The sequence below is a fragment of the Streptomyces sp. NPDC015171 genome, from assembly GCF_043079545.1.
In the GTDB taxonomy this organism is placed as follows: domain Bacteria; phylum Actinomycetota; class Actinomycetes; order Streptomycetales; family Streptomycetaceae; genus Streptomyces.
The window spans coordinates 276,618-301,401 of sequence record NZ_JBIBUO010000010.1 but is presented as its reverse complement, the minus strand read 5'-3'; the positions used below and the strand labels follow the sequence as shown (position 1 = coordinate 301,401).

23 protein-coding genes and 1 tRNA gene are annotated in these 24,784 nt (G+C 73.9%); 20 read left to right on the top strand and 4 right to left on the bottom strand.

Annotated features, from left to right (window positions below; genetic code table 11):
* Positions 1-15: 15 nt before the first annotated feature.
* The 16 genes from ACF073_RS26990 to ACF073_RS26915 all read left to right on the top strand — a co-directional run bounded on the left by ACF073_RS26990 (position 16) and on the right by ACF073_RS26915 (position 17,837).
* The gene (locus ACF073_RS26990; protein WP_392073962.1) at positions 16-1,128 is read left to right on the top strand and encodes a 3-dehydroquinate synthase family protein; all 1,113 of its coding nucleotides are present in this window, start codon (positions 16-18) and stop codon (positions 1,126-1,128) included.
* Positions 1,125-2,030 (top strand): shikimate dehydrogenase family protein, encoded by a 906-nt coding sequence (locus ACF073_RS26985; RefSeq protein WP_392073961.1) that lies wholly within the window; start codon positions 1,125-1,127, stop codon positions 2,028-2,030. Before ACF073_RS26990 ends, ACF073_RS26985 begins: the two co-directional genes overlap by 4 nt.
* On the top strand, positions 2,027-3,235 hold the full coding sequence (locus ACF073_RS26980) for an aromatic ring-hydroxylating dioxygenase subunit alpha (protein WP_392073960.1): 1,209 nt from the start codon (positions 2,027-2,029) through the stop codon (positions 3,233-3,235). Before ACF073_RS26985 ends, ACF073_RS26980 begins: the two co-directional genes overlap by 4 nt.
* 35 nt (positions 3,236-3,270) lie before the next feature.
* Positions 3,271-3,522 (top strand): phosphopantetheine-binding protein, encoded by a 252-nt coding sequence (locus ACF073_RS26975; RefSeq protein ID WP_392073959.1) that lies wholly within the window; start codon positions 3,271-3,273, stop codon positions 3,520-3,522.
* A 6-nt stretch (positions 3,523-3,528) separates the two neighbouring features.
* Positions 3,529-4,287: an FkbM family methyltransferase gene (locus ACF073_RS26970; RefSeq protein WP_392073958.1), complete on the top strand. Its 759-nt coding sequence runs from the start codon at positions 3,529-3,531 to the stop codon at positions 4,285-4,287.
* 40 nt (positions 4,288-4,327) lie between these two features.
* Positions 4,328-6,022 (top strand): carbamoyltransferase, encoded by a 1,695-nt coding sequence (locus ACF073_RS26965; RefSeq protein ID WP_392073957.1) that lies wholly within the window; start codon positions 4,328-4,330, stop codon positions 6,020-6,022.
* Positions 6,023-6,034: 12 nt separating this feature from the next.
* Positions 6,035-7,234, top strand: coding sequence for a DegT/DnrJ/EryC1/StrS family aminotransferase (locus ACF073_RS26960; protein WP_392073956.1), 1,200 nt, complete (start codon positions 6,035-6,037; stop codon positions 7,232-7,234).
* Complete coding sequence (locus tag ACF073_RS26955; protein WP_392073955.1) at positions 7,234-8,280, top strand: Gfo/Idh/MocA family protein; 1,047 nt, start codon at positions 7,234-7,236, stop codon at positions 8,278-8,280. Before ACF073_RS26960 ends, ACF073_RS26955 begins: the two co-directional genes overlap by 1 nt.
* A 49-nt stretch (positions 8,281-8,329) precedes the next feature.
* Positions 8,330-9,550 carry a DegT/DnrJ/EryC1/StrS family aminotransferase gene (locus tag ACF073_RS26950; RefSeq protein WP_392073954.1) on the top strand — a complete coding sequence of 407 codons (1,221 nt, stop codon included), beginning with the start codon at positions 8,330-8,332 and terminating at the stop codon, positions 9,548-9,550.
* Positions 9,547-10,209 carry an HAD-IA family hydrolase gene (locus ACF073_RS26945; RefSeq protein WP_392073953.1) on the top strand — a complete coding sequence of 221 codons (663 nt, stop codon included), beginning with the start codon at positions 9,547-9,549 and terminating at the stop codon, positions 10,207-10,209. The genes ACF073_RS26950 and ACF073_RS26945 overlap by 4 nt, the downstream gene beginning before the upstream one ends.
* Positions 10,206-10,682 carry a type II 3-dehydroquinate dehydratase gene (locus ACF073_RS26940; protein WP_392073952.1) on the top strand — a complete coding sequence of 159 codons (477 nt, stop codon included), beginning with the start codon at positions 10,206-10,208 and terminating at the stop codon, positions 10,680-10,682. Before ACF073_RS26945 ends, ACF073_RS26940 begins: the two co-directional genes overlap by 4 nt.
* The gene (locus ACF073_RS26935) at positions 10,679-12,952 is read left to right on the top strand and encodes a class I adenylate-forming enzyme family protein (RefSeq protein ID WP_392073951.1); all 2,274 of its coding nucleotides are present in this window, start codon (positions 10,679-10,681) and stop codon (positions 12,950-12,952) included. The genes ACF073_RS26940 and ACF073_RS26935 overlap by 4 nt, the downstream gene beginning before the upstream one ends.
* On the top strand, positions 12,949-13,941 hold the full coding sequence (locus tag ACF073_RS26930; RefSeq protein ID WP_392073950.1) for an ROK family protein: 993 nt from the start codon (positions 12,949-12,951) through the stop codon (positions 13,939-13,941). The genes ACF073_RS26935 and ACF073_RS26930 overlap by 4 nt, the downstream gene beginning before the upstream one ends.
* Complete coding sequence (locus ACF073_RS26925) at positions 13,938-14,834, top strand: glycosyltransferase family 2 protein (protein ID WP_392073949.1); 897 nt, start codon at positions 13,938-13,940, stop codon at positions 14,832-14,834. Before ACF073_RS26930 ends, ACF073_RS26925 begins: the two co-directional genes overlap by 4 nt.
* A complete protein-coding gene (locus ACF073_RS26920; RefSeq protein WP_392073948.1) occupies positions 14,831-16,252 on the top strand; it encodes a condensation domain-containing protein in 1,422 nt (473 codons plus the stop codon). Before ACF073_RS26925 ends, ACF073_RS26920 begins: the two co-directional genes overlap by 4 nt.
* A gap of 307 nt (positions 16,253-16,559) precedes the next feature.
* Positions 16,560-17,837, top strand: coding sequence for a condensation domain-containing protein (locus ACF073_RS26915; protein WP_392073947.1), 1,278 nt, complete (start codon positions 16,560-16,562; stop codon positions 17,835-17,837).
* Here ACF073_RS26915 and ACF073_RS26910 read toward each other — a convergent pair.
* Positions 17,809-18,108, bottom strand: a complete 300-nt coding sequence (locus tag ACF073_RS26910) for a phosphopantetheine-binding protein (RefSeq protein ID WP_392073946.1) — start codon at positions 18,106-18,108, stop codon at positions 17,809-17,811. The genes ACF073_RS26915 and ACF073_RS26910 overlap by 29 nt on opposite strands.
* A 129-nt stretch (positions 18,109-18,237) precedes the next feature.
* Here ACF073_RS26910 and ACF073_RS26905 point away from each other — a divergent pair, with 129 nt between their 5' ends.
* Positions 18,238-19,518, top strand: a complete 1,281-nt coding sequence (locus ACF073_RS26905) for an MFS transporter (protein WP_392073945.1) — start codon at positions 18,238-18,240, stop codon at positions 19,516-19,518.
* Positions 19,519-19,602: 84 nt separating this feature from the next.
* Here the strand turns inward: ACF073_RS26905 and ACF073_RS26900 are convergent.
* A tRNA-Ala gene (locus ACF073_RS26900) sits at positions 19,603-19,675 on the bottom strand.
* A gap of 181 nt (positions 19,676-19,856) precedes the next feature.
* Between ACF073_RS26900 and ACF073_RS26895 the strand changes: the two genes are divergently transcribed.
* Positions 19,857-20,405, top strand: coding sequence for a helix-turn-helix domain-containing protein (locus ACF073_RS26895; RefSeq protein WP_392073944.1), 549 nt, complete (start codon positions 19,857-19,859; stop codon positions 20,403-20,405).
* Positions 20,406-20,588: 183 nt separating this feature from the next.
* A complete protein-coding gene (locus ACF073_RS26890) occupies positions 20,589-22,100 on the top strand; it encodes a serine/threonine-protein kinase (RefSeq protein ID WP_392073943.1) in 1,512 nt (503 codons plus the stop codon).
* Between the two features lie 124 nt (positions 22,101-22,224).
* Here ACF073_RS26890 and ACF073_RS26885 read toward each other — a convergent pair whose 3' ends face one another.
* Positions 22,225-23,568, bottom strand: coding sequence for a hypothetical protein (locus tag ACF073_RS26885; protein ID WP_392073942.1), 1,344 nt, complete (start codon positions 23,566-23,568; stop codon positions 22,225-22,227).
* Positions 23,569-23,857: 289 nt separating this feature from the next.
* Positions 23,858-23,986 (bottom strand): DLW-39 family protein, encoded by a 129-nt coding sequence (locus ACF073_RS26880; protein WP_003999697.1) that lies wholly within the window; start codon positions 23,984-23,986, stop codon positions 23,858-23,860.
* Between the two features lie 348 nt (positions 23,987-24,334).
* Here ACF073_RS26880 and ACF073_RS26875 point away from each other — a divergent pair, with 348 nt between their 5' ends.
* On the top strand, positions 24,335-24,700 hold the full coding sequence (locus tag ACF073_RS26875) for a DUF6344 domain-containing protein (protein WP_392073941.1): 366 nt from the start codon (positions 24,335-24,337) through the stop codon (positions 24,698-24,700).
* Positions 24,701-24,784: the final 84 nt, after the last annotated feature.

The window sequence follows — 24,784 nt, the reverse complement described above, 5'->3', positions numbered from 1 at the left end:
GCAGCGGGGGGCGCGATGGACACACCGACGCAGGCGCGCGGGACGGATACGGCGGCGGACATCCGCCGTATCGACGTGACGCTGCCCGCGCACCGGTACGCGGTCCACATCGGTCCCGGAGCCCGGCGGCTGCTGCCCTCGGCCGTCGCCGAACTCGGCGCGCGCCGCCTGGTGGTGGTGACCGCGCTGCCGGACGCCGAACTGCCCGACCCGGGCGTCCCGTTCCGTGTCGTAGCGGCCCGCGACGGCGAGCGGGACAAGACCCTGGCCACCGTGGAGTCGTACTGCCGGGCCTTCGTGGAGTTCGGGCTGACCCGCTCGGACGCGGTGGTCGCGATCGGCGGCGGCACCGTGACCGACACGGTGGGCCTGGCGGCGGCCCTGTACCACCGGGGCATTCCCGTGATCCATCTGCCGACCACCCTGCTCGCCCAGGTCGACGCCAGCGTCGGCGGCAAGACGGCGGTCAACCTGCCCGAGGGCAAGAACCTGGTCGGGGTGTACTGGCAGCCCGCCGCCGTCCTCTGCGACACCGACTACCTGGCCACCCTGCCGGCCCGCGACATGCTCAGCGGCTACGGCGAGATCGCCCGCTGCGCCTTCATCGGCGCGGGCGATCCGCGCGGCCTGCCGCTGCACGAGCAGATAGCGGCCGGCGTGGCCCTGAAGGCCGCCGTCGTGGCCGAGGACGAACGCGACGCGAGCCTGCGCCACATCCTCAACTACGGCCACACGCTGGGCCACGCGATCGAGCGGGCCACCGACTACGCCTGGCGGCACGGCGAGGCCGTCGCCGCCGGCACCGTCTTCGCCGGGCTGCTCGCCGGCGCGCTCGGACGCGTCGACCGCGCGCGCGTGGCGTTGCACCGGTCCGTCGTGGCCGACTTCGGGCTGCCCACCTGGCTGCCGTCCGGAGTGACCGGCGACACCCTGGTGTCCCTGATGCGGCGCGACAAGAAGGCCCAGGACACGGACGCCGGGCTGACCTTCGTCCTGGACGGCCCGGCCGGCGCCGAACTGGTCCGGGACGTGCCGGAACCCCTCGTCCGCTCCGTCCTCGCCGCCATGCCCACCGGCCCCGAGCCCACCGGCGCCGCCCGGCGGGACCCCGCCCGAGGAGCCCCATGACCCACCCCGCCCCCGGCACGCGGCCGATCTCGGGCACCACCCGCCTCTACGCCGTGCTCGGCAGCCCGGTCGCCCAGGTCAGGGTGCCCGGCCTGGCCAACGGCCTGTTCGCCCGGCGCGGCATCGACGCGGTGCTCGTGCCCGTCGACGTCCGGCCGGAGGAGCTGGGGCCCGCCATGGCGGGTCTCAAGGCGATCGGCAACCTGGACGGACTGACGGTCACCGTCCCGCACAAGGTGGAGATCTGCCGGTACGCCGACGAGCTGAGCGAGGCGGCGGCCCTCACGGGCAGCGCCAACGCGCTGCGCCGCAACCCGGACGGCAGCTGGCTCGCCGACAACTTCGACGGCGCGGGCTTCGTCCGCGGGCTGACGGAGCAGGGCCATGCCCTGGAGGGCGCGACGGTGTCCCTGGTCGGGGTCGGCGGCGCCGGGCGGGCCATCGCGGCGGCCCTGCTCCTGGCGGGCGTGGACCGGCTGCGGATCAGCGACCACGACGCCGGGCGGCTGGCCGAGGTGCGGGACCGGCTGGCCGCACGCTGGCCGGACCGGATCGACACGGGCCGCGCCCCGCACTACGCCGGCGCCGACCTCATGGTGAACGCGACCCCGCTCGGCATGCGCCCCGGCGATCCGCTGCCCTTCGACCCGGCCGCGCTGCCCGAGCACTGCGTCGTCGCCGACATCGTCATGAAGCCGGCCGAGACCGAACTGCTGCGGACGGCGGCGGCACTGGGGCGCCCCGTGCAGTACGGGCGCCACATGCTGGACACCCAACTGTCGCTGTACGAGGAGTTCTTCGGCTGGGACGGTGCCGGGCGCGCGCCGGAGCGCACCGCGGCACCAGCGGACCTCAGCGGACAGCTGACAGGCAAGGGCACCCGTGGGAGCATGGAATCATGATCGATCGTGCACTGGCCGTCGCCCTCGCACAGCGGGCGCTGAAGCATCTGCACGAGGGCACGACGGACCAGGCCCAGGACGTCATGCGCGTCCCGGTCTCCGACTACCTGGACGAGGGCCTCTGGCACGACGAGGTCGACCGTGTCTTCAAGCGGGTCCCGCTGATGGCCGCCCTGACGGCCGAACTGCCCGGCCCCGGCGACTACAAGGCGCTGGACCTGATGGGGGTGCCGGTCCTGCTGTCCCGGGGCCGTGACGGCGAGGCGCGGGCCTTCCTCAACGTGTGCCGGCACCGGGGCGCCCAGCTCTGCCCGGCGGGCACGGGCACCCGCCACCGCTTCCGCTGTCCGTACCACGCGTGGGTCTACGACGACCGGGGCGCGCTCGTCGCCGTCCACCGGCCCGGGACCTTCGGGGAGGTCGACGCGGCGGAGTTCGGGCTGCGCCCGCTGCCCGTCGCCGAGCGGTACGGCTTCGTCTGGGTCCGGCTCTCCGGTGACGAGCCGCTGGACCTGGACGCCTGGATCGGCGAGGAGTACGGCGAGGAGCTGGCGCAGCTGGACCTCGGCAGCTGGCACGTGTACGAGCAGCGGGAGCTGCCGGGTCCCGGCTGGAAGGTGGCCTACGACGGCTACCTGGAGAACTACCACGTCCAGGCCCTGCACCGGACGACGTTCGCGCCCACCAACACGTCCAACCTGATGGTCGTCGACGCGTTCGGCCCGCATCAGCGCATCCTGTATCCGTCCAAGTCGCTGGCCGCGCTGAAGGACCAGCCGCAGAGCGAGTGGGACCCCGCGGAGCACTGCGGGGCCGTGTACACCTTCTTCCCCAACGTGTCGATGGCGGGCACCTGGGACGGGCATGCCGTGGTCTCCCAGATACTCCCGGGAGAGACGCCCGAGCGGAGCCGCACCATCCAGACGGTGCTGACCCGGGAGCCTTGTGAGAGCGAGGCGGAGCGGTGTTACATGGCCGAGTTCAGCGAGCTGTTGCGCCGCGGCGTTCTCGAAGAGGATTACCGGACCGGCGCGCAGGTCCAGGCGGCTCTCGGCTCCACGGCGAATACCCACTTCACATTCGGCCGCAACGAACTGGCGCTCCAGCATCATCACCGGTATCTGAAAAGGGCGTTGACGCTGGAACCCGGCGAACCTGAGCTGCGGCTGCGGCACTTGGTGGACACTGCACCGACCGCCGACTAGATTGTCATCCGACCAGAACGATGGAAAGGGCACCTGTGAATCGCGACGAAGTGCTCCAGGAGATACACCAGATCGCCAAGGAGTTCGCCGCATCCAGCGGGCGTACCGTGAACGAGAACAGCGAGAACTTCCTCGACGCGTACGGCTTCACGTCGCTGGACGCGCTGGAGTTCCTGCTGCTCCTGGAAGAGCGTTTCGGTGTCACTTTCGAGGACGAGGACCTCACCGAGGACACCCTCACCTCCGAGGACCGACTCGCCGACTATGTGATCGAGCGGCTCGGCTGACGTAGTGTGAGCGCGCAGATATCGTCGAAGCTGACGGAAGTCGCGGACGGATTCCAGATCCATTCGGCCAGTTCGCTCGATGCCCGGTTCCTGTACCGGGAGATTTTCGAAGGCGGCACCTACGCGGAGCTGCCACTGCCCGATGAGCCGTTCGTCATCGACGTCGGCGCGAATATCGGTCTTTTCACGCTGTTCGTCAAGCGGCGCAGACCGAAGGCGCGGGTGCTGGCCTTCGAACCGATCCCGGATCTCGTCGCGGCCCTGCGCGCGAACGTCGAGCGTTTCTCGCTCGACCAGGTGTCCGTGCACGAAAGAGCACTGGGCAGCGAAGAGCGGGACGACGTGGAATTCACGTACTACCCGCTGCTGCCCAGCAGTTCCACTCTGTTCCCGCAGGACCAGGGGCAATTGCGCGAGCTGCTCAGCCGCAGCTTCCCGCCCAAGGTAGTGGACCGGATGTTCCAGGGCCGGCAGGTGCCGGTCCGCATCGACCGGCTCGGGCCTCACCTCGACGGTGAGCGTCCCGTCGATCTGCTGAAGATCGACGCGGTCGGCTCCGAGCTGGCCGTGCTGCGCGGCATCGAGGAGCGGCAGTGGCCCCTGCTGCGTTCGGTGTTCATCGACGTCCAGGACGTCGACGGCCGGGTGGACGAGGTGTGCGCCCGGCTGCGCCTGATGGGCCTGGACGCCGCGGTCGGCGTACCGCCGGCCTCGGCCGAGGGCGGCGACGGCCTCAACTACGTGATCCACGCGGTACGGCCGTGATCCTGGAAATCTCTCAGTCTTCGTGAAGGGACGGACCGGCATGCTGACGCTCGGCCTCGGCGGCTCCAACCACGACTTCGCCGCATGCCTCGTCGCGGACGGCACCATCGCCGCCGGGATCGAGGAGGAGCGCATACGCCGGGTCAAGTACTCGGTCGGTGTCAACTCGCTGTTCAACCAGTCCTGGCGGTACTGCCTGGACATGGCGGAGGCCAAACTGGCCGACGTCGACGTGATCGTCGCCGACGACACCCTGCTGGCGCCCGCCTGGTTCCCGTTCCGCAAGAAGATCCATCTGATCCGCCACCACATGGCGCACGCGTCCTCCGCGTTCTTCCCCTCGCCCTTCGAGCGGGCCGCGATCCTGGTCGTGGACGGCGCGGGCAGCCTCATCGACGGCGAGGGCGTGGAGACCCTCACCACGGCGGTCGGTGAGAACACCACCATCACCGAGCTGTCGAAGGTGTACGGCACCAACTGGTCCACCGACGGCCTCAGCGCCCTGCGCGTGTACCAGGCGGGCGACAGCGACCACTCGCTCGGCTACATGTACAAGGCCGTCAGCAAGGCCATCGGCTTCGTGCTGTACGAGGACCGCCACTGGTACCTGTCCGAGGACGGCAAGACCATGGGTCTCGCCCCCTACGGCACGCCCCGCTACTGCGCCGATTTCCGGGAGTACCTGGAGCTGCTGCCCGACGGCCGCTACCGGCTGCACCTGAAGAACGGCGGCCTGCTCGACTTCATCGAGCACGCCCTCGACGGCTACGAGGGCGAGGAGCGCTTCGCGCGCGGCGCCGACCTCGCCTACGCCGCGCAGGACACGCTGGAGGAGGCGCTCCTGCACGTCGCCCGCAAGCTGCACGCCGACACCGGCCTGACCGACCTGTGCCTGGCCGGCGGTGTCGCGCTGAACTGCGTGGCCAACGGCCGGCTGCTGCGCGAGACCCCGTTCGAGAACGTCTTCGTCCAGCCCGCGGCGGGCGACGGCGGCTGCGCCGTCGGCAACGCCTTCTACGGCTACCACGTCATCGCCGGACAGCCCCGCAAGGAGCCGGCCCGCACCGCCCAGCGCCACGCCTACCTCGGGCGCGGCTACAGCGACCAGGAGGTCAGGACCGCGCTCGACGCGTCGGGGCTGCCCTACCGCAAGGTGGACAACCCGGCCGAGCTGGGCGCCACGCTGCTGTCCCGCGGCGCGCTGCTCAGCTGGTTCACGGGCGGCTCGGAGTTCGGTCCGCGGGCGCTCGGCCACCGCAGCATCCTCGCCGACCCCCGGCGCGCGGAGATGAAGGACATCATCAACGCGCGGGTCAAGCACCGTGAGGCGTTCCGCCCGTTCGCCCCGGCCGTGCTGCGCGAGCACGCCCCGGAGTACTTCGAACTGGACATCGAATCGCCCTATATGCTGATCGTCGCGCCGGTACGCGCCGAGAAGCAGAGCGAGGTCCCGGCCATCGTGCACGTCGACGGCACCGCCCGGGTCCAGACGGTGACACGGGAGGACAACGGGAGCTACCGGGAGCTGATCGAGCACTTCCACCGGCTGACGGGTGTGCCGGTCATTCTGAACACCTCGTTCAACGACCGGGGCATGCCCATCGTGGAGACGCCCGAGCAGGCGCTGGACTTCTACGGCGGCAGCCGCCTCGACCACCTCATCATCGAGGGCTATCTGGTCGCGCACTCCGCCGAGGAGCTGGAGTCGGCGCTGGCGGACGCCGGTACCGACTGAGAGGAGATCACCATGGCTTTGGCACTGGACGGAGGAACCCCGGTCCGGACCAAGGACTTCCCGGCCTGGCCCCAGCATGACGACGCCGAGCGCCAGGCCCTCCTCCGCGCCGTCGACCAGGGCCAGTGGTGGCGTGTCGGCGGCTCGGAAGTCACCTCCTTCGAAGCGGAGTTCGGTGCGCTGCACGGCGGTCCCGTGGTGGCCGTCACCAACGGCACCCACGCGCTGGAGCTGGGTCTCGAGATGCTGGGCCTGGAGCCGGGCGACGAGGTGATCGTCCCCTCCTTCACCTTCATCTCCACCTCCATCGCGGTCCAGCGCCTGGGCGGCGTCCCCGTCCCGGTGGACGTGGACCGCGACACGTACTGCATGGACCCGGCGGCGCTGGAGGCCGCGCGCACCCCGCGCACCCGGGTCGTGGTGCCCGTGCACATGGCCGGTCATGTCGCGGACATGGACGCCATCGCGGCCTGGGCCGAGCCGCACGGCATCGCCGTCTTCCAGGACGCCGCGCACGCGCACGGCGCCGTCTGGCGGGGCCGTCGTATCGGCGACCACGGCACGTACGCCGCGTTCAGCTTCCAGAACGGCAAGCTGATGACGGCCGGCGAGGGCGGGGCGCTGCTGCTGCCCTCCGAGGACCTCTTCGCCGAGGCCTTCGCCCGGCACAGCTGCGGCCGTCCCCTCGGCGACATCAGCTACCAGCACCTCAGCGCCTCGTCGAACTACCGCATGACGGAGTTCGCCGCGGCGGTCCTGCGCGCCCAGCTGACCCGGCTCACGCAGCAGAACGAGCTGCGGGAGAGCCGCTGGAAGACGCTCGCCGCGCTGCTCGCCGAGATCCCCGGTGTCGTGCCGCAGGGCCGCGATCCGCGGTGCGAGGTCAACCCGCACTACATGGCGATGTTCACGCTGGACCCGGAGGCGTACCCCGGTCTCGACCGCGGCCTCGTGGTCCGGGCGCTGGTCGCCGAGGGCCTGCCTGCCTTCCTCAACTATCCGCCCGTGTACCGCACGGACGCCTTCCGTACGGTGCCGGGCCCGGGCCCCGAGGAGCTGGCGGAGCGCAATCCGGTCAGCGAGCTGCTGGGCCGGCACGGCCTCTGGCTGCACCACCGGGTGCTGCTGGGCTCCGACGACGACTGCGCGGACGTCGCCGCGGCCGTCTCCAAGGTGCTGACCGGCCTGACGAGCAAGCGGAACCCGGTGTGATGAGGGCCGCGGTCGTCGGCCTCGGCTGGGTGGCCCGCGAGGTCTGGGTGCCGCGCCTGCTGAAGCACGACGGCTTCGAGCTGGTGGCCGTGGTGGAACCCGACGCCGGGGCGCTGGAGCGGGCCGGCTCGCTGCCGGCCGGGGTGCGCGTCCACCGCAGCCACGAGGACCTGGACACGGCCGGCACGGACGTGGTGTTCGTGCTGACGCCGAACCATCTGCACGGCGCGGTCGCCGGGGCGCTGCTGCGGCGCGGGGCCAACGTCTTCCTGGAGAAGCCCACGGGCACCGAGGACGCGCATCTCGCCCTGCTGCGGGAGGCCGCCGAGGCCGGTGGCGGACGCCTGGTGCTGTCCGCCGCCGCCCGCCACCGCGGCGATGTGGGCGAGCTGTCCCGGCTGGTGGACAGCGGCGTGCTGGGCACGCCGCGGCTGGCCGAGCTGAGCTGGGTCCGCTCCCGGGGCATCCCCGGCAGCGAGTGGTTCCTGCGCCGCCGGTCGGCCGGCGGCGGGGTGCTGGTGGACCTGGGCTGGCATCTGATCGACGTGCTCCACCACCTGTGGGGCCCGACTCCCGTGCGCGGCGCCACCGCCGTCGCCACCTCGGACTTCCTGGGCCGGTCCGGCTTCTCGGCCGCCTGGCACCAGGGCGCCCCGGCGGACGCCGGCGGCGATGTCGAGGACCAGCTGACCGCCCTCGTGGCCGGCGACGCCTACGCGCTCCAGCTCCGGCTGGCCTGGGCGTCCCACGTACCCGTCGACACCACCCGCCTCGTGCTGCACGGCACCGCGGGCACCGCCGAGCTGACCACCACGTTCGGGTTCAGCACCCACCGCGTCGGGCGGCCCGCGCTGACCCTGACCCGGCACGGCTCGGTCACCGACGTCCCGCTCCCCGCCGCCGCCGTCGGGGACGAGTACGACGGCCATCTGGACGCGCTGCCGCAGGCGTTCGCCCGCCCGGACGCGACCGTCATCGCCCTGCGGGAGGCCGGCCACGCCCTGACGGTCGTCGACGCCTGCTACCGCGCCGCCGGCCTGCGCTGACCGTCCTGCCGCCGGCCCGCCCCCACCGAGTCCACCGGAGAAGATCGCCGTGACCAACCCCCTGACTCCGCCCGTGCCCCCGCGGTACGAGCCGATGCGTGGCCTCGCCCTGTGGGGCGAGGAGGAGAAGGCCGCCGCAGTCGAGGTGCTGGAGAGCCGTTCGCTCTTCCGGTACTACGGCCCGGCGCTGCAGCGCCGGGTGGAGGACTTCGAGACGAGGTTCGGTGCCCTCCACGAGGTGCCGCACGTCGTCGGCGTCTCCTCCGGCACCGCCGCGCTCACCTGCGCGCTGATCGGCATGGGGATCCCGGCGGGCGCCGAGGTGATCGTGCCCGCCGCCACCTTCATCGGATGCGTCAGCGCGGTGGTCGCGGCCCGCGGGGTGCCGGTCTTCGCGGACATCGACGAGTCGCTCACCCTGGACCCCGCGGCATGGGAGCCGCTCGTCTCGGAGCGCACCTTCGCCGTGATGCCGGTCCACCTGAACAACGCGGCGGCGGACATGGATCCGATCCTCGCGGTGGCCCGCAAGCACGGGATCCGCGTCCTGGAGGACGCCGCCCAGGCCTGTGGCGTGCGCTACCGCGGGCGCCCGGTGGGCTCGCTCGGCGACGCCGGCGCCTTCAGCTTCCAGCTGGAGAAGAACATCACCGCGGGCGAGGGCGGGGCGGTCACCACCGGCGACCCCCTCGTCCACGACCGCGCCGCCCGCTACCAGGACCAGGGCGGCCAGTTCTTCACCTCGCGCGGCGGCGAGCGGGGCGGCACGGAGGGCGGCCCCTTCCTGGGGGCGAACCTGCGCATGACCGAGATCGCCGGCGCCCTGCTGTCGGTCCAGCTCGACCGGCTGCCGCCCATGCTGACCAGGCTGCGCGACATCGCCCGTACGATCCGCAAGGAGCTGTCCGACCTCGATGTGACCTGGCGCGCGCTGCCCGACGAGGAGGGCAGCGGCGGCGATCTGACGCTGCTGACCGAGAACCGTATGGCGGCCCGCCGCGTGGTCACCCAGCTGACCGCTGCCGGGGTTCCGGCGGCCACGCTCTACCAGGGCCGGATGGTGTACCAGAACCCGGCCGTGCACTCCGGCCGCACCGCGTGGGACACCGAGTGGACGCCGCCGTCCCGGCTGCGGACCAGCGAGGCCCTGCTCGGCCGCTCGGTGACCGTGGCGCTGGGCGCGACGATGACGGACGACGACGTGGCGCACGTGATCGACAGCCTGCGCGCGGCCCTCGTGCCGGCCGGCGCGGCGGAGGGCGCGCGATGACCGGCGTCCCGCCGCTCGGGGCCGTGGTGCTGGACCTGGACGGCGTACTGATCGACAGCATCCAGGTGATGCGCAAGGCGTTCCAGCGCGCCTACGCCCAGGTCGTCGGCGACGGCGAGGCCCCGTTCGAGGAGTATCTGACGCATCTGGGCCGGCACATGCCGGACACCCTCGCGATCATGGGCCTGCCCGCGGGGATGTACGAGCCCTTCGTGATCGAGAGCCGGAAGCTGGTGCACGAGATCCCCGCGTGCCCGGGCGCCGCCGATCTGCTCGGAGCGCTGCGCGAGGCCGGTGTGCCGGTCGCCGTGGCCACGGGCAAGACGTACGGCAGGGCCGTGGAGGCGCTCGCCGCCACCGGTCTGCTGGAGCTGCTGGACGCGGTGTGCGGCAGCGACGAGGTCGCGCACGGCAAGCCCGCCCCGGACATCGTGCTGCTCGCCCTGGAGAAGCTGGGCGCCGGCCCGGAGGGCGCCGTCATGGTGGGGGACTCGGTCCTCGACCTGGAGGCCGGGCGCCGCGCCGGCGTGCGTACCGCCGCCGGGCTGTGGGGCCAGGGCAGCCGGCCGGAGCTGCTGGCGCACGCCCCGGACCTGGTGGCCGGTTCCTGCACGGAACTGAGGGATCTGCTGCTCATACGCGAGGAGGGGGCGGCATGAACGCGCCCGGCACCACCCCGACGGACGTCCTGCTGCTCAACGGCCCCAACCTGGGCACGCTCGGCCGGCGGCAGCCGGAGATCTACGGCAGCACCACCCTGGCCGAGGTCGAGGAGGTCGTGGCCCGGCAGCTGCGCCCGCACGGCTTCGGGCTCCGCGCCGAACAGCACGACTGCGAGGGCGAGTTGATCCGCGCCCTGGACCGGCACCGGGACACGGTCGCCGCCATCGTCAACCCGGGCGCGCTGATGATCGCGGGCTGGAGCCTGCGGGACGCGCTGGCCGACTATCCGGCGCCCTGGGCCGAGGTGCACATCTCCAACGTGTGGGCCCGGGAGCAGTTCCGGCACAACTCGGTGGTCTCGCCGCTCGCCGTCGGAGTGATCGCCGGCTTCGGCGTGCACGGCTACGAACTGGCGGCGCAGGCCCTGGTGCACCGGCTGCGGCAGGACGCCCCCGGAGCGGCACGGTGACCAGCACGGCCGTCGGCGGCCCGGCCGCCCCGGACGAGGGGCGGGAGCCGGACGGCCTCGCGGACTGCCTGTTCCGGGTCCCGCACGCCCCGGACCGGCCCCTCGTCGGGGACCTGACGGCCGACGAGGCGCGGCGGCGGGTCGACGACCTGGCGCGAGAGCTGCGGGAGCGGGGCGTACGGCCCGGGGAGGCCGTGGGACTGCACGGGCCCAACGAACCGGACTGGATCCTCGCGCTGCTGGCCCTCGTCCGGGCCGGCGCCTGCCCGCTGCTGCTGCCCGCCGAGTCCCCGCCCGGGGAGATCGACCGGCTGCTCGGTCTCGCGGGCGCCGCCCGCCACCTCGTCACGGACGGCCCCGGGCCCCGGCTGACGGCGGCGGCCGGCCGGACCGCGTCCCCGCGGACCGCACCGGGCACCGTCCTGCTCGCCTCCTCGGGCTCGACCGGAGTGCCCAAGGTGGTGGAGCGCACCCAGCGCTCCCTGCTCGACGAGGGGTACCGCTACCACCGGGCCGGACTGGTACGCCCTGACGACACGGTCCTCGCACCGATCCCGCTGAGCCACGCCTACGCCCTCGGCTGGCTGGCCGGCGCGCTGATCGCCGGGGCCCGGGTCGTGCCGGTGCAGGCCCGCGCCGTGGGCGCCGTGCACGCCCGGCTGCGCGAGGGGGCGACCGTGCTGGTGACCGTTCCGGGTCTGGCCCGGGTGTGGGCCCGGCGCAGGGCCCTGACCGAGGACGCCCCCTATCCGGCGCTGCGCCTGGTGATGGCCGGGGCCGGCTTCGTGGACGACGAGCTGGACGCCCTGTGGACCCGCGCCCTCGGAATCGGGGTCTCGCGCAACTACGGGTCGAGCGAGACCGGCGCGGTGCTGTGGGGCCGCGCCGGGCTGCCGTCGGGCGCGCTGGACGAGGAGATGCCCGGCGTCGGGGTGGAGCTGCTCGGCCCGGACGGGGAGCGGCTGGCCGGAGCGGGCCGGGGCGAGCTCGCGGTGCTGCTGGAGGACGGCACGCACCTGCCCATGCACGACGTGGCGGAGCGCGACGCGCAGGGGACGTACCGGATCCTGGGCCGCAAGCACCGAGGTGTCGTGCGGCGCGGCGCCCGCTGGGTGTCCACGCTTGAGGTGGAGTCCGTGCTCCGGGAGGCGCCCGGCGTGGCCGATCTGCGGGTCGTGGCCACCGGCGCCGAGGAGTCCGACGACCGGGGCCTGATCGCCGAGTTCGTGACGGCGGACGACGCCCTCGCGGGTCCGGAGCAGCTCATGGCCTTCGCCCGGTCGGGGCTGGCGTCGTACAAGGTGCCCGACCGGTTCGAGCAGCGGTTCCGGCTGCGCCGGTCGGCCATCGGCAAGGCCCAGGCCGAACCCGTCTACCGGCTGGGCGGGGGCGAGCCCGCGGGCGGCGGCCCGGCCGCCGTGGTGGCGGGGGCGCTGTCCGCGCTGGGCCTGGACGGGCCGCTCGCCGCGGGCGCCACCGCGGCCGGCCTCGTACGCGACCACGGCCTGCGGGCCGATGTGCTGCCGCTGCTGCTGGACACGGCCTGCGCGCTGGGCGTGCTCGCCACCGGATCCGAGGCGCAGCAATCCGCACCCGACGCACACCGGGCCGGATCCGAGGCGCAGCAATCCGCACCCGACGCGCACCGGACCGGACCCGACACCCCGCGGCCCGGTCCCGGCACACCGCGGCCCGGTCCCGGCACACCGCTGTCCGCGCCCGCCCCCGGAGGCGGTCCCGCGACGGCGGACGCCGTGCGCGCGCTGGCCGAGCTGGTCCGCCGCGGCCCGGCGGACGGGGCCGGCGCGGCGGGCGCGGATGACCCGGGCCCCTCGCTCCCGGCGGAGCTGCGGACGCGTGTGGACGCTCTGCTGGCCGCGGCGGCCGGTACCGGCGAGGTGCGGGAGATCCGGGAGCCGGCGGAACCGGAGGGCGCGGGCCCCGGGGACCTCGCGGCGGACGCGGGCCGGCTGGCCGCCTGCCTGGTCACGGGGGTGCGCGGACCGTCGGTGCGGCTCGGCCGGCTCGCGGCGCTGCTGCGCCCCGGCGGCCTGCTCGTGGTGGCCGACGCCTTCGTCGCCGATCCCCGCACCCTGCCGGACGAGCGCGCCCGCGCCACGGTGGTCGACTGGCTGGTGCGCGGCCGGCTGCGCTGGTGGACGCCGCAGGAGCTGCAGGCGGGGCTGGAGGCGGTGGGCCTGGTCTGGGAGGACACGGAGACCACCGCCGACGGCGGCCACGCGATCGTGACGGCCCGGAGGCCCGGGTGAGCGGCTCCCGGCCGGCCGGCGGCGGCAGGGTCCCGGTGCCGGACGGCCCCCCGGCGGTGGCCGTGGACATCGGCGGGACCAAGGTGGCCGTACGGGCCGTGGCCCGCGGGCGGGTCGTCCACGAGAGCCGGGCCGACTGGCCCGCTGACGGCGGTCCCGCTGCCGACTTCCGGGTCCTGGGCGGCACGCTCGCCAAGGCCGTCGCGGCCCTCGGCGCCCCGCCCGCGCGCGTCGGCGTGGCCGCCGCCCCGACGGTGCGCCCCGACGGCACGGTGGCGGCCTGGCCGAACCGGCCGGAGTGGTCCGGCCGGGCGCTGGGAGAACTGATCGCCGGCGCCTGCGGAATCCCCGCCGGGCAGGTGCTGTTCGGGGACGACGCCACCCTCGCCGGCTACGCCGAGGCGGTGGCCTCGGGCAGCACCGATCTGGTCTACCTGGGCATCGGGACGGGCGTCGGCGGCGGACTCGTCTGCGGCGGGCGGCTGGTGACCGGCGCCTGGGGCTCTGCGGGCGAGCTGGGCCATCTCGTCGTCGACCCGGGCGGGCCGCGCTGCCCGTGCGGGATGCGGGGCTGTCTGCAGGCGGGGGTCGGCGCGCGGGCCCTGGCCGAGCGCGCCACCCGGGTCAGGGGTGTGCCGACCACGACCCATGAGCTGGTCGCCGGCGTCACCGAGAAGGCGGCCTGGGCCGAGGAGGTCCTGGACCACGCGGCCGGGCTGCTCGCGCGGGCGCTCGCGATGCTGGCGGAGATCGTGCAGCCCGCCCAGGTCCGCATCGGCGGCGGCCTGGGCGCCGCCCTCACCCCGCTGCCGGAGCGGGTGGCGCACCGCCTCGCCGGAACCCTGCGCCCCGGCCGGCCCGTCCCCGAGGTACTGCCGGCCCTGCTGGGGCCGGGCGCCTCCCTGGAGGGCGCGACCCTGCTCGCCGTGTACGGCACCGGACTGCCGCCCGGCGGCGCGGTGCCGGAGCGGAAGGGACGGGTCGCATGACACCGGACCTGCTGACCGTGGTCATCCCGACCCGGGCCAAGGCCGACAGCCTGCGGCTGACCCTGACCTGCCTGGGCGACCAGCGCTGCCCGGTCCCCGTGGAGGTGGTGGTCGTCAACGACGCCCCGCGCCCGGACGCCGGCGCGGCGGACGCCACCGACGAGGTCGTGGCGGAGGCGGCAGGCCGGCTGTCCGTCCCGGTCCGCTCCGTCCGCGGCCCCGCTCGGGGCAGGGCAGCGGCCCGCAACACCGGCGCGGCGGCGGCCGGCGGCGACCTGCTGCTGTTCCTGGACGACGACATCCTGCTCCCGCCGTCGGCGCTGGCCGCGCACGCCGCCGCCCACCGCCGGGACGCCGACGCCTGTGTGCACGGCCCGGTGCGCGACCTGCCCGGTGCGCGCCGGCTGCTCGCCAGCGCCGAGCCCGCGGTGCGCCGGGCCCCGTACGAGGCCGTGGCCGCCGGGCGGTTCGGCCGTACGGTGGTGACGGCGCTTGAGCGGTTCGTCGCGGCCATGGCCGAGGAGCGGGTGCCCGCCGTGGCGCCCTGGCTCGTGTGCATCGGCGCCAACACCTCGATGCCGCGCGCCCTGTGGCAGCGGTCGGGCGGCTACGACGAGGAGTTCGGCACCACCTGGGGCTGCGAGGACCTGGAGCTCGGCCGGCGGCTCTGGTCGCTCGGCACCCGTATGCGGCTCGAACCGGGGGCCGCCTCGGTGCACCTGACCCATGAGCGGACCGACCGCTGGGAGCAGCACGCCCGCACCTTCGCCCGGTTCGCCGCCAAGCACCCCGAACCCGCCGTGCTGGCCCTCGACGCGCTGCTCGGCCCGTCCGGGGCCCCGGACCGCTATCTCGAAGCCCTGCGTTCCCTGGAAGGAAGCACCACCCCATGACCTCCCCCGTCCTCTCGTCCAGCGGCCCGGACACGGTGCCCGGCGGCCCCGGGGCGCCGGACCCCGGCGCCCTGCCGGCCTCCTCGCGGCAGGACTGGTGCTGGCACTGGGTGCGCAGCCACACGGAGGACTCGACCCCGCTCGAATCCCCTGAGGTCCTGCGGCTGCGCGGGCGCCTCGACACCGGGGCCCTGCGGGACGCCCTGGCCGAGATCGAGACGCGGCACGAGGCGCTGCGCCTGCACCTGGCGGGCGACGGGGGGCCCGCCGCCGACGCCGCCTGGCCGGGGCAGCGGCTGCGGGCCGCCCCGGGCGGCCTCGATGTCGTGCCGGTCCGCCCGGGTGACGAGGAGGCCGAGGTGACGCGGACGCTCGACCGGCGGCTCGATCCGACGGACCGGATGGCCCGTATGACGCTGCTGCGCTCGGCCGACGACGACCACGTCCTGGTGGGGCAGTTCCATCACCTCGTCATGGACGCGACCAGCCATGACGTGTTCCGCCGTGAACTCGCCGCCGGCTACGCGGCCCGGACCGGCGCCGCCGGCGGCACCCCGGCCGAGGGGCCCGCGCCGTTCGGCTATGTGGACATGATCCGCCGGGAAGGGTCCGCGCGGGCCGGCGAGGACCGCCGGGACCGGGCCGCCGCGGTCGCCCGTACCCTGCGCGCGCACGGCGCCGACCAGCCGCTGCCGGCCGGGCCCGGTGCGGAGGTGACCCACCGGGCGCGGTTCGCCGGGATACCGCTGGCACTCTCCGCCGAGCACGGCGAACGCCTGCTGCGGTGGTGCCGCGAGCAGCGGACCACCCCGCACAACGCGCTGCTGGCCCTGCTGGCCCGGGGGGTGGCCGAGGTGTACGAGCGGGACCGGCTCGTGGCATCGGTGTACATGCACGGCCGGACCACTCCCGCAGCGCGCGGGGCGGTCGGTCTGCTGTGCAATGTGCTGCCGGTGCCGCTGGACGTCGCGGGCGGGAGCCTGTCCGCTCTGGCCCGGCGCACGGGCGAGCGGGTGCTGGCGGCGTGGGACGGTGTCGACCTTCCGCTCAGCGCCGTGGCGGACCACGCGGCGGCGCGGACCGGGACGGAGGCGGTCTTCCGTACCGCCATGTCGCATCTGGAGTTCCGGATGACCGGCGGCGCCGGCCGCAGCGGCAGGGAGGCCGGGGCGCCGCTGCCGTTCGGCGCGGGGCTGTCGGCGGAGCACATGGCGTACGAACCGCCGGACCGCGGGCTGCGCTTCTCCGGCCGGCGCCAGGCCCTGCAGTGCGCGCGGACCCTCTACGCCGACGCCCATGTGACGGAAAACGGAGTCACCGGTTCACTCTGGTACGACGAGCAATACCACGACACCGTACGTCTCACCCGCGTGTCGGACATATTCCACGCGTACGTCGGTAACCTCCCTGTGAGCTGAGCGATTTCGCCCGCCCTTCCCGATTCGACGAACGCACCCTCCCTCAAACTCCCTTTACCCAAAGGACGTTGACTCGCCACCGGGCCGATGCAAGGATTCTGTCCGGGCCGCCGTCACCGGCCGGTCTAGACCATTTAAAGGATGGGAGACAGAAATGACGAAGGTCAGCTCCGTCAGCACCCTGCTCGCGAACGCCGAGAAGCTCAAGAAGCAGGCTGCCGCGAAGTAAGGCGATATCTCGCACATCATGCGCCGCCCGGAGGGATGCGACTTTCCGGGCGGCACATCCTTTGTTCGGGATGAGGGTATGCACCTGACATCGTTGACGGCCTATCAGCAGCGCATGTGGGAAGCGGAATGCGTGGTACGGGGCTACCCCATCCTGCATACGGGCATCACCCTGCAGGTCGAGGGCGCCCTGGACCCGGACCGGCTGGCCCGCGCCGTCGAGAACGCCTTCGGCCGCCATGAATTGCTGTGCACCGGCTTCCGGGCCGACGGCGATACGCTGCACACCGGGCCCGCGCCCGCGCACACGCTCCGCGTCCTGCACCACCCGGAGCTGTCCCTGTCCGCGCCGGATCAGGCCGCCGTACGCGAACGTGTCGAGGAACTCTCGGGCGAGCTGTTCCCGTTCACCGGCGAGGCGGCAGCTCGCGCGTTTCTCCTGCTGCCGGCCGGGGACCATGCCCTGCTCGTCCTGAGTTTCCACCGTCTGGTGATGGATCTGCATTCCCTTCACCAAGTGGTCACCGACATCACCGACGCCTATCGGACCGACGAGCCGTTGCCGCCCGCGCAGCCGTATTCCGAGCTGCTCGCGCGCCGAATGCGCCGGCGCACGGAGGACCTGGAATTCTGGCGCACGGAATTGACCGGATGCCCGGCGCCCTGGCTCGGGAACCTGCGGCCCGAGGACGACTGGACGCCCCGCGGTGCCGAGGTGCGCCGCACCCTGGGCGCCGAGTTCGCCTCCGTGGTGCGGGCCAACGCCCGCGCGGCCCGCTGCACCCCCGTGGTCCACGTCATCGCGGCGGCGGCCACGGCGGCGCTGTCGCTGTCGGGCACCGCCGATCTGACGGTCGCCACCATGGCGGACCGCCGGATGGCCTCCGACGCGGTGGGACCGCTGGCCCAGGCGCTGCTCACCCGCGTGGGCGGCGCGGCGCCGCACGGAGCGGAGGGCGTGCTCGCCCAGGTACGCCGGGGTCTGCGGGAGGGAATGGCGCATCAGGGCGTGGAGTTCGAGGAGATCGCCGCGATGCTGGCCGAGGAGATGGGGGTCGAGCGGGACGGCGTCGCACCCCTGACGGTCGGGGTGAGCCCCCGCCCCTGCGCGGTGTCCGCCGGAGCCGTGTCCTTCACCGAGTTCGACCCGTACCCCGAGGACGCCCGGATCCTGGTCGGCGGCGGCCAACTGGACGTGGACGTACGCCTCGACGACGACGAGCCGCTCCTGACCGTCCAGTACGACCAGGAGAGCTACACCCCCGAGTGGTGCGAGACGTTCGCGGACGAACTGCTGAAGGAACTGGAACGGCCCCCCGGCACCCGGCTCAGGAGCCGGCCCGGGACTCGTCGATGAACTCCTGCCCGAGCCGCACGACATCGGCCAGCCGCTCCTCGTTGAGCAGCGCGGTCATGAGGTGCACGTCGAGGTCCTCCACGTCCGGCAGCGCCGCCGCCGTGGCGGAGGCCATCCGGGCGGCGTCTATGGACTCCCCGCCGGCGTCGTAGAAGTTGCTGTCGCCGTCCGGCTGAACGCCGAACGTGGTGTGCCACGCCTGTGCCAGATGCGTCTCGAGGGCGTCGGCCGCATGGCCGGCGGGTTCCTGGAGCGGTGTCTCGTCTGCCATGGGCAGCAACATAGCCCAAGGCCTCGCGGAACGCTCCTTTCCTGTTCAGGGCGGGGGACCTTATCGTGGACGCCGCGACGCGGGAGGCCGGCCGGAACTCGCCGTGGGGGATCGGAGAAAGGGCGCATCATGGCGGTCTCGTTCAAGGAGCGTCTCGGCCTGCTGCGGGAGCGCGATCCCCGCCTGCTGTTCCTGGCCCAGGCCACCTCGGTGCTCGGCAGCAGCATGATGCCGGTGGCCCTGGCCTTCGCGATCCTCGACGCCCACGGGAACACCAGTGACGTGGGCTGGGTGATGGGTGCGCAGACCGCGCCGCTCATCGCGTTCCTGCTGCTGGGCGGCACCCTCGCGGACCGCTGGGGCCGCCGCGCGACCATGATCGGCAGCGATCTGGTGCGCGCGGTACTGGACGCCGCGGTGGTGGTCCTGCTGCTGACCGCCCAGCTGCCGCTGGCCGGATTCGTGGTGTTCGTGGTGCTGCGCTCCGTCGCCGCCTCCTTCTTCGTCCCCGCCCTCTACGGCTTCATCCCCGAGGTCGTCCCCGAGGAGCGGCTCCAGGAGGCCAACGCGCTCAACACGACGCTGAACTCCGTCGGCTCGCTGGCCGGGCCGGCGCTCGCGGGCCTCCTGGTCACGGTCACGGGGCCGCCCTGGGTCATCGTGATCGACGCGGCGACCTTCATGGTCAGCGCGCTGCTGCTGCTGGCCGTCCGGGTGCCGTCCGCGCCACGGGACGAGACCGAGCGGCAGACGCCCGTACGCCGGCAACTGCTGGAGGGCTGGCGCGAGTTCAGCTCGCGCACCTGGCTGTGGTCCCTGCTGCTGTACACGTCCCTGTCCACCGCGCTGGTGCTGTGCCCGGCGATGGTGCTCGGCGTGTCCCTGGTCGGTACCGAGCACGGGGCCTCGCAGTGGGGTCTCGTGCTGGCGGCCGAGGGCGCGGGCGCGGTGCTCGGCGGACTCGTGGCCCTGCGCCTGACCTTCACCAGGCCGCTGCTGGTCTCGGTGTTCTGCACCTTCGGCCTCGGCGCGTTCGCGGCGCTGATGGCCCTGGACGTACCGCTCGTCCTGCTCATGGCCGGTGCCGCCCTGTCCGGCGGCGGCTTCGCCCTGCTGCACGTGCTGTGGACCAGCAGCCTGCAGACCCAGGTGCCGGCCAAGGCCCTGTCCCGGGTCAGCGCCTACGACGGAGTGGCCACGGTCACCTCCATGACCGTCGGGTACTGGTGGGTCGGACCCGTGGCGGCGCGGACGGGACCCGAGGCGGTGCTGTGGGGCGGTGTGGTGTGGATCGTGCTGAGCGCGGCCGTCATGGCGGGGGTGCCGGACCTGCGCCGCGTGCGGCCGGACACCGGCGCCGGGGAGCCGGAACCGCAGCCGGTGGCCGGGCTGTCCCAGCGGTCCGAGTAGCCGGAGCGGTCGGAGCGGCCGGGCGGCGAGCGGAAAAAAATCCCCCCTGAACCGCGTCACCGCAGGTCAGAGGGGATTTTTCGGTGGAGCCTAGGGGAGTCGAACCCCTGACATCCGCCATGCAAAGACGGCGCTCTACCAACTGAGCTAAGGCCCCGGAAAGCAGCGACCGGCCGGAGAAAGCTGGTTCCGACGGCGCCGCAGACCAGAATACCGGGTCACCCCCCATATCCCGCAAAAAGATTGGGGGTCCCCGCCGATGACCACGCTCCGTAAGATGCTCGACGTGGTTCGCTACAGCGAACCGCGGTATTCAGGGGAAGCGATGGGGAGACGCAATGGACGCCGCACAGCAGGAAGCCACCGCCAGAGCGCGGGAGCTGCAGCGGAACTGGTACGGGGAGCCGTTGGGGGCGCTCTTCCGTAAGCTCATCGACGATCTCGGGCTGAACCAGGCACGGCTCGCGGCGGTTCTCGGCCTGTCCGCTCCGATGCTCTCGCAGCTGATGAGCGGCCAGCGCGCGAAGATCGGCAACCCGGCGGTGGTCCAGCGGGTGCAGCTGCTGCAGGAGCTGGCGGCCCAGGCCGCCGACGGCAGTGTCAGCGCCGCCGAGGCGACCGAGCGCATGGACGAGATCAAGAAGTCGCAGGGGGGCTCCGTGCTCAGCAACACCACCCAGACCACCAGCGGTTCGGGTGCGCCCACGGTCAAGCGCGTGGTCCGCGAGATCCAGTCGCTGCTGCGCTCGGTGGCCGCCGCGGGCGACATCATCGACGCCGCGGACACCCTCGCCCCGAGCCACCCCGAACTCGCCGAGTTCCTCCGTGTCTACGGCGCCGGCCGCACCTCCGACGCCGTCACGCACTACCAGTCCCACCAGAACTGACCCACGGGCCGGCCCACCGGAGGGGCCGGCCGGGGCGCGGCGGCGGGGGGGCCGCGCGAATCTCAGGGGCGTATCGCTCTTCTCCGGAGTGGGGCGTATCGCTCTTCTCCTGGGTAGGGAGGGGAGCGAGGGCCGGGAGGGACTGCGTCGGGCCAGGGGCTAGGGGGAGGAGCGGCGGCTGCCATGGGTGAGGTCTTCGCCGGCCGGTACGAGCTGGCCGACCCGATCGGACGCGGTGGGGTGGGCGCCGTGTGGCGTGCCTGGGACCATCGCCGACGGCGTTATGCGGCCGCCAAGGTCCTCCAGCAGCGGGACGCCCACTCCCTGCTCCGGTTCGTCCGGGAGCAGGGGCTGCGCATCGACCACCCGCATGTGCTCGCGCCGGCCAGCTGGGCCGCCGACGACGACAAGGTCCTGTTCACCATGGACCTGGTCGGCGGCGGCTCCCTGGTCCATCTGGTCGGCGACTACGGCCCCCTGCCGCCGGCCTTCGTGTGCACGCTGCTCGACCAGCTGCTGTCCGGGCTCGCCGCCGTCCACGCGGAGGGGGTCGTCCACCGGGACATCAAGCCCGCCAATGTGCTCCTCGAAGCCACCGGCACCGGCCGGCCGCGGCTCAGGCTGTCCGACTTCGGCATCGCCATGCGGCTCGGTGAGCCCCGGCTGACGGAGACCAACCTGGTGGTGGGCACGCCGGGTTACCTCGCCCCGGAACAGATGCTGGGCGCCGAGCCGGACTTCCCCGCCGACCTGTTCGCCGTGGGCCTGGTCGCCCTCTATCTCCTCGAAGGCGCCAAGCCCGACGCGAAGGCGCTCATCCAGTACTTCCTCGAACACGGGACGCCCGGGCCGCCCCAGGGCATTCCGGAACCGCTGTGGCAGGTCGTCGCCTCGCTGCTCCAGCCCGATCCGGCGGACCGTTTCCGCACCGCCACGGGGGCGCGCAAGGCGCTCGCCGCCGCCGCGGAACTCCTGCCGGAGCCGGGCCCCGACGACGAACTCATCGAGGTCTTCGACCAACTCGGGCCGCTCCCGCCGGGCTTCGGCCCCGACGGCCCCCTCCGGCGGGCCTCGGGCGTGGCCCCGGAGCTGCTCCCGGCCACCCCCGCGGAACCGGCCCCCGGCGGGTTCCCGGCGGTGCCAGGGGAGGGGCCGGGGGCGGACCCGCGGACGGGCACGGGCGGGACAGGCCCCCATACGGGCACGGGTACGGGTACGGACACAAGTAGGGGTACGGGTACGGGCTCGGGTTCCGGGCCGGGTGCGGGCCCCGGCGAGTCCACCGGCACCGGCTCCATGTCGGACACCGGAAGTTTCCGGCTGCCGCCGCCCGGGCAGCCCCTGTTCCCCGGCCCGCCGGCCTTCTCCGTCCCGCCCCAGCCCCCGAACCCCCTGGCGGGCCCGCTCCCGGGCCCGATGCCCGATCCGCTGCCGACCCCGCTGCCGCACCTGCCCGCCGACACCACCACCGCCGCGTACACCACCCGTGACCCGCACGGCCTTCCGTACACCCCGCTGCCGTCGGCGGCGCCGCCCGCTCCCGTCCCGGCGGCCCCGCCCGGAGCGCGCGGACGGGGCCGCCGGGCCCGCCGCGCCGCCCGCCGCCCGGGTCCCCCGGCCAAGGCCGCGATCCCGATCCTGCTGCTGGCGCTCGCCTGCTACGCGGTGGGTTTCTGGGCCCTGACCCGGGTCTGACCCCGACGACCCGGCCCGCCGCCGAAGCCGCCACCGACCCGCGGCCGAAGCCGTCACCGACCCTTCGGCCGCCCCGTCGGCGGACCCTTCGGCCGACCCGTCGGCCGCCCCGTCGGCCGGCCCGTCACCGAGCCCGCGCGTGTGCTCGCCGGGCCGCCGCCGTCCACCCGCCGAGGACCAGCAGCAGCGCGGTTCCCGAGCCGATGCCGGCGACGGCGACCAGCCTCATCGTCCGGCTGCCGCCCCCGCCCGCGCCCCCGGGGCCCCCGAAGCCGCCGGGGCCGCCGGCCCGCGTGGCCTCCCGGTCCTGCTCGGTGATCGTGAAGACGTCGTCCGGAACGGGCCGGCCGGCGTACCCGGGTCCGGCGTGCGCCCGCCCGTCCACCCGGACCCGCAGGGTGACCTCGAACGGCCCTTGCCCGAAGACGCCGGCCAGCTGGGCGCTGAGGTGCAGGACGAGGTAGTAGTCGCCGGCGAAGCGGACCGAGGTCACCCCGGCGGGGACGGCGTACCGGTTGGCGTACTCCACCGGCGGGAGCGCCGCGAGGGCCGCCGACTTCGCGGTGCCGGTGTAGCCGAGGGCGCTCTCGTCCACGTGGCCGCGGACGGGGTTGTAGAGGGACAGGCTCAGGGCGCCGCCGACATAGCCGTGGCCCGGGGCGGGGCCCAGATCGGCGGTGGCGTGCAGGCGCCGGCCCCAGTCGAGGGGCACCTTGTAGAACCGGGTCTCGCCGGGGGCGAGCGCGGTCCGCCAGACCCCCTGGCCCAGCGGGCGTGCCGCGGCGAACCCGGTGCCGCCCGAGCGGTCGCGGGGCCGGCCGGAGAGGGGTTCGGGGGCGGCGGAGTCCGGGGTCCGGGGCGCGGTGGTGGGCCCGGACCGGGCCAGGCCCGGCTCCGTGGCGGGCGCGATCTCCAGGTCCCACCGCCCGGCCGGGGCCGCCGCGCCGGAGCCCTCCGTGTCGAGCCGTTCGACGTACAGGTAGTAGGTGCCCCCGCCCTGGCACAGCGCCTTGCCGGTCTCGCGCTGCGCCAGGGCGGTCACCGGGCGCGGGCTGAGCCCGGCGCCGAAGCGGGCGGAGGCGTAGGAGCAGGAGGTGCCGTGCGCGTCCCGGAGCGAGACCCGGATGCCGTCGGTGGCGGAGACGGCGGCGTCCGCCGGCGGTACGGCGGTGACGGGGACGTACGCCGTGTCCGCGGCGGTCAGACGCAGGCGGTAGAAGAGGCGTCCGCCGGGCGGGAGGGAGCCGCGGTAGGTGCGGCCGGCGTCGAGCAGGGCGGCGTCCGCGGTGCCGGCCGTGCCCTGGACGGTGCGGGCACCGGGTGTGAAGGCGTACGACCCGGGCCGCGGTTCGGCGGTGGCCCCGGCCGGCCGGGCGAGGGCGGCGCAGAGTCCCAGCAGGACGATCAGGGCGCACCGGGCGCCGCCGAGCCGCCGCGTCCGTGCCGCCGTACCGCCTCGCCCCCGCACGCGCCCCACCCTCCGTCGTCGGACAACCGCACCGGACCGTGGGCCCGTGCCCGGGCCCCATCCTGCCCTGAGCGCCCTTGCGCCATCAGGGCAACGCGTACGGCCGTCCGAAACGCCCGGCTCGTCCGGCGCCGCCGCCGCACCGCCCGGCGGGCCCGGCTAGCGCACCCCGCGGAAGGCCGCAACACGAGGCGCGCGCGGGACCGGCGGGGGCCGCCCGGGCAACACAAAACCCCGGCCGCAGAGCGACCGGGGCCTGTTCAGTTTCGGTATCAGCCGGTACCGGGACTCACGAACCCGTGGGCACGGAGTCAGTCGCCTCCGTCCACAGGTCCTGCTCGGCGCGATCCGCCTGGATCTGCCGGTACACGAGGAGCCCGCCGATGGCGGCCAGTGCGACCAGGAGCAGCTTCTTCACCGCGCGACCTCGTCTTTCCTTGACGTAGGGGACCTCTGGCGCCCGACTATACACACCGACCGATATCGATCGGTGACCTGCGCCGGGGCCCAACTCCCGCCCCCGTCAGCGCAATAGGCCAGGTCAAAAGCGGTTCGGGCCGGAGGGTGACCGCGCCTCCACGGACGGTTACTTTGCTCCGTCTTCGCTCGCCCTCACCGGGATTGGGGACTTTTCGCCGGTCTTGCGCCCATTCGAGTGGTGTTCATCTGAACATCGCCGCGCCACGGCCGGAGGTCCACCACTTCGCGAACCTCATACACATCATGAGGAAAGTACGCAAATCGCCCAACCCGAAAGTGAGGGGCCATGACCAAGAACAAGGTCATGAAGCTGTGGACCGCCATCGTCACCGCCTTCCTCGCGCTGTGCACGGCGCTCGGATTCGCCTCCGCCGCGACCGCCGCTCCGGCCGGTCCCCGGACCGAGAGCCGCACCGGCACCGCGCTGCGCACGATCCCGACGGTCCCGGCGGCACACCACTGGGTCTGGTCCCAGGCCAGGGCACTGCCCCCCACGATGAAACAGCGGATCCGGGCCGAGGCCCACGGGAAGTCCCCCAGCTGCCGCCACCGCCCCCTCAACGAGAACGAGCCGCAGGTACCGGCACAGACCCGCGGCCAGTCGGAACCCCAGGCCCCCGGCCAGCACCCCACGGACTCCCTGGACTGCTGACCCCCGCGGCAGCTGTACCGCAACGTCTCGACTTCACGGCGACTTGCGTACGCACCAGTCGACACGGAAAGACCCCCGGCCGGG

Excerpts from the sequence above, each read along its gene's own strand:
- ACF073_RS26990 (WP_392073962.1), top strand. The coding sequence starts at position 16 with ATGGACACACCGACGCAGGCGCGCGGGACGGATACGGCGGCGGACATC.
- ACF073_RS26985 (WP_392073961.1), top strand. The coding sequence starts at position 1,125 with ATGACCCACCCCGCCCCCGGCACGCGGCCGATCTCGGGCACCACCCGC.
- ACF073_RS26980 (WP_392073960.1), top strand. The coding sequence starts at position 2,027 with ATGATCGATCGTGCACTGGCCGTCGCCCTCGCACAGCGGGCGCTGAAG.
- ACF073_RS26965 (WP_392073957.1), top strand. The coding sequence starts at position 4,328 with ATGCTGACGCTCGGCCTCGGCGGCTCCAACCACGACTTCGCCGCATGC.
- ACF073_RS26960 (WP_392073956.1), top strand. The coding sequence starts at position 6,035 with ATGGCTTTGGCACTGGACGGAGGAACCCCGGTCCGGACCAAGGACTTC.
- ACF073_RS26955 (WP_392073955.1), top strand. The coding sequence starts at position 7,234 with ATGAGGGCCGCGGTCGTCGGCCTCGGCTGGGTGGCCCGCGAGGTCTGG.
- ACF073_RS26945 (WP_392073953.1), top strand. The coding sequence starts at position 9,547 with ATGACCGGCGTCCCGCCGCTCGGGGCCGTGGTGCTGGACCTGGACGGC.
- ACF073_RS26940 (WP_392073952.1), top strand. The coding sequence starts at position 10,206 with ATGAACGCGCCCGGCACCACCCCGACGGACGTCCTGCTGCTCAACGGC.
- ACF073_RS26925 (WP_392073949.1), top strand. The coding sequence starts at position 13,938 with ATGACACCGGACCTGCTGACCGTGGTCATCCCGACCCGGGCCAAGGCC.
- ACF073_RS26920 (WP_392073948.1), top strand. The coding sequence starts at position 14,831 with ATGACCTCCCCCGTCCTCTCGTCCAGCGGCCCGGACACGGTGCCCGGC.
- ACF073_RS26915 (WP_392073947.1), top strand. The coding sequence starts at position 16,560 with ATGCACCTGACATCGTTGACGGCCTATCAGCAGCGCATGTGGGAAGCG.
- ACF073_RS26910 (WP_392073946.1), bottom strand. The coding sequence starts at position 18,108 with ATGGCAGACGAGACACCGCTCCAGGAACCCGCCGGCCATGCGGCCGAC.
- ACF073_RS26905 (WP_392073945.1), top strand. The coding sequence starts at position 18,238 with ATGGCGGTCTCGTTCAAGGAGCGTCTCGGCCTGCTGCGGGAGCGCGAT.
- ACF073_RS26895 (WP_392073944.1), top strand. The coding sequence starts at position 19,857 with ATGGACGCCGCACAGCAGGAAGCCACCGCCAGAGCGCGGGAGCTGCAG.
- ACF073_RS26890 (WP_392073943.1), top strand. The coding sequence starts at position 20,589 with ATGGGTGAGGTCTTCGCCGGCCGGTACGAGCTGGCCGACCCGATCGGA.
- ACF073_RS26875 (WP_392073941.1), top strand. The coding sequence starts at position 24,335 with ATGACCAAGAACAAGGTCATGAAGCTGTGGACCGCCATCGTCACCGCC.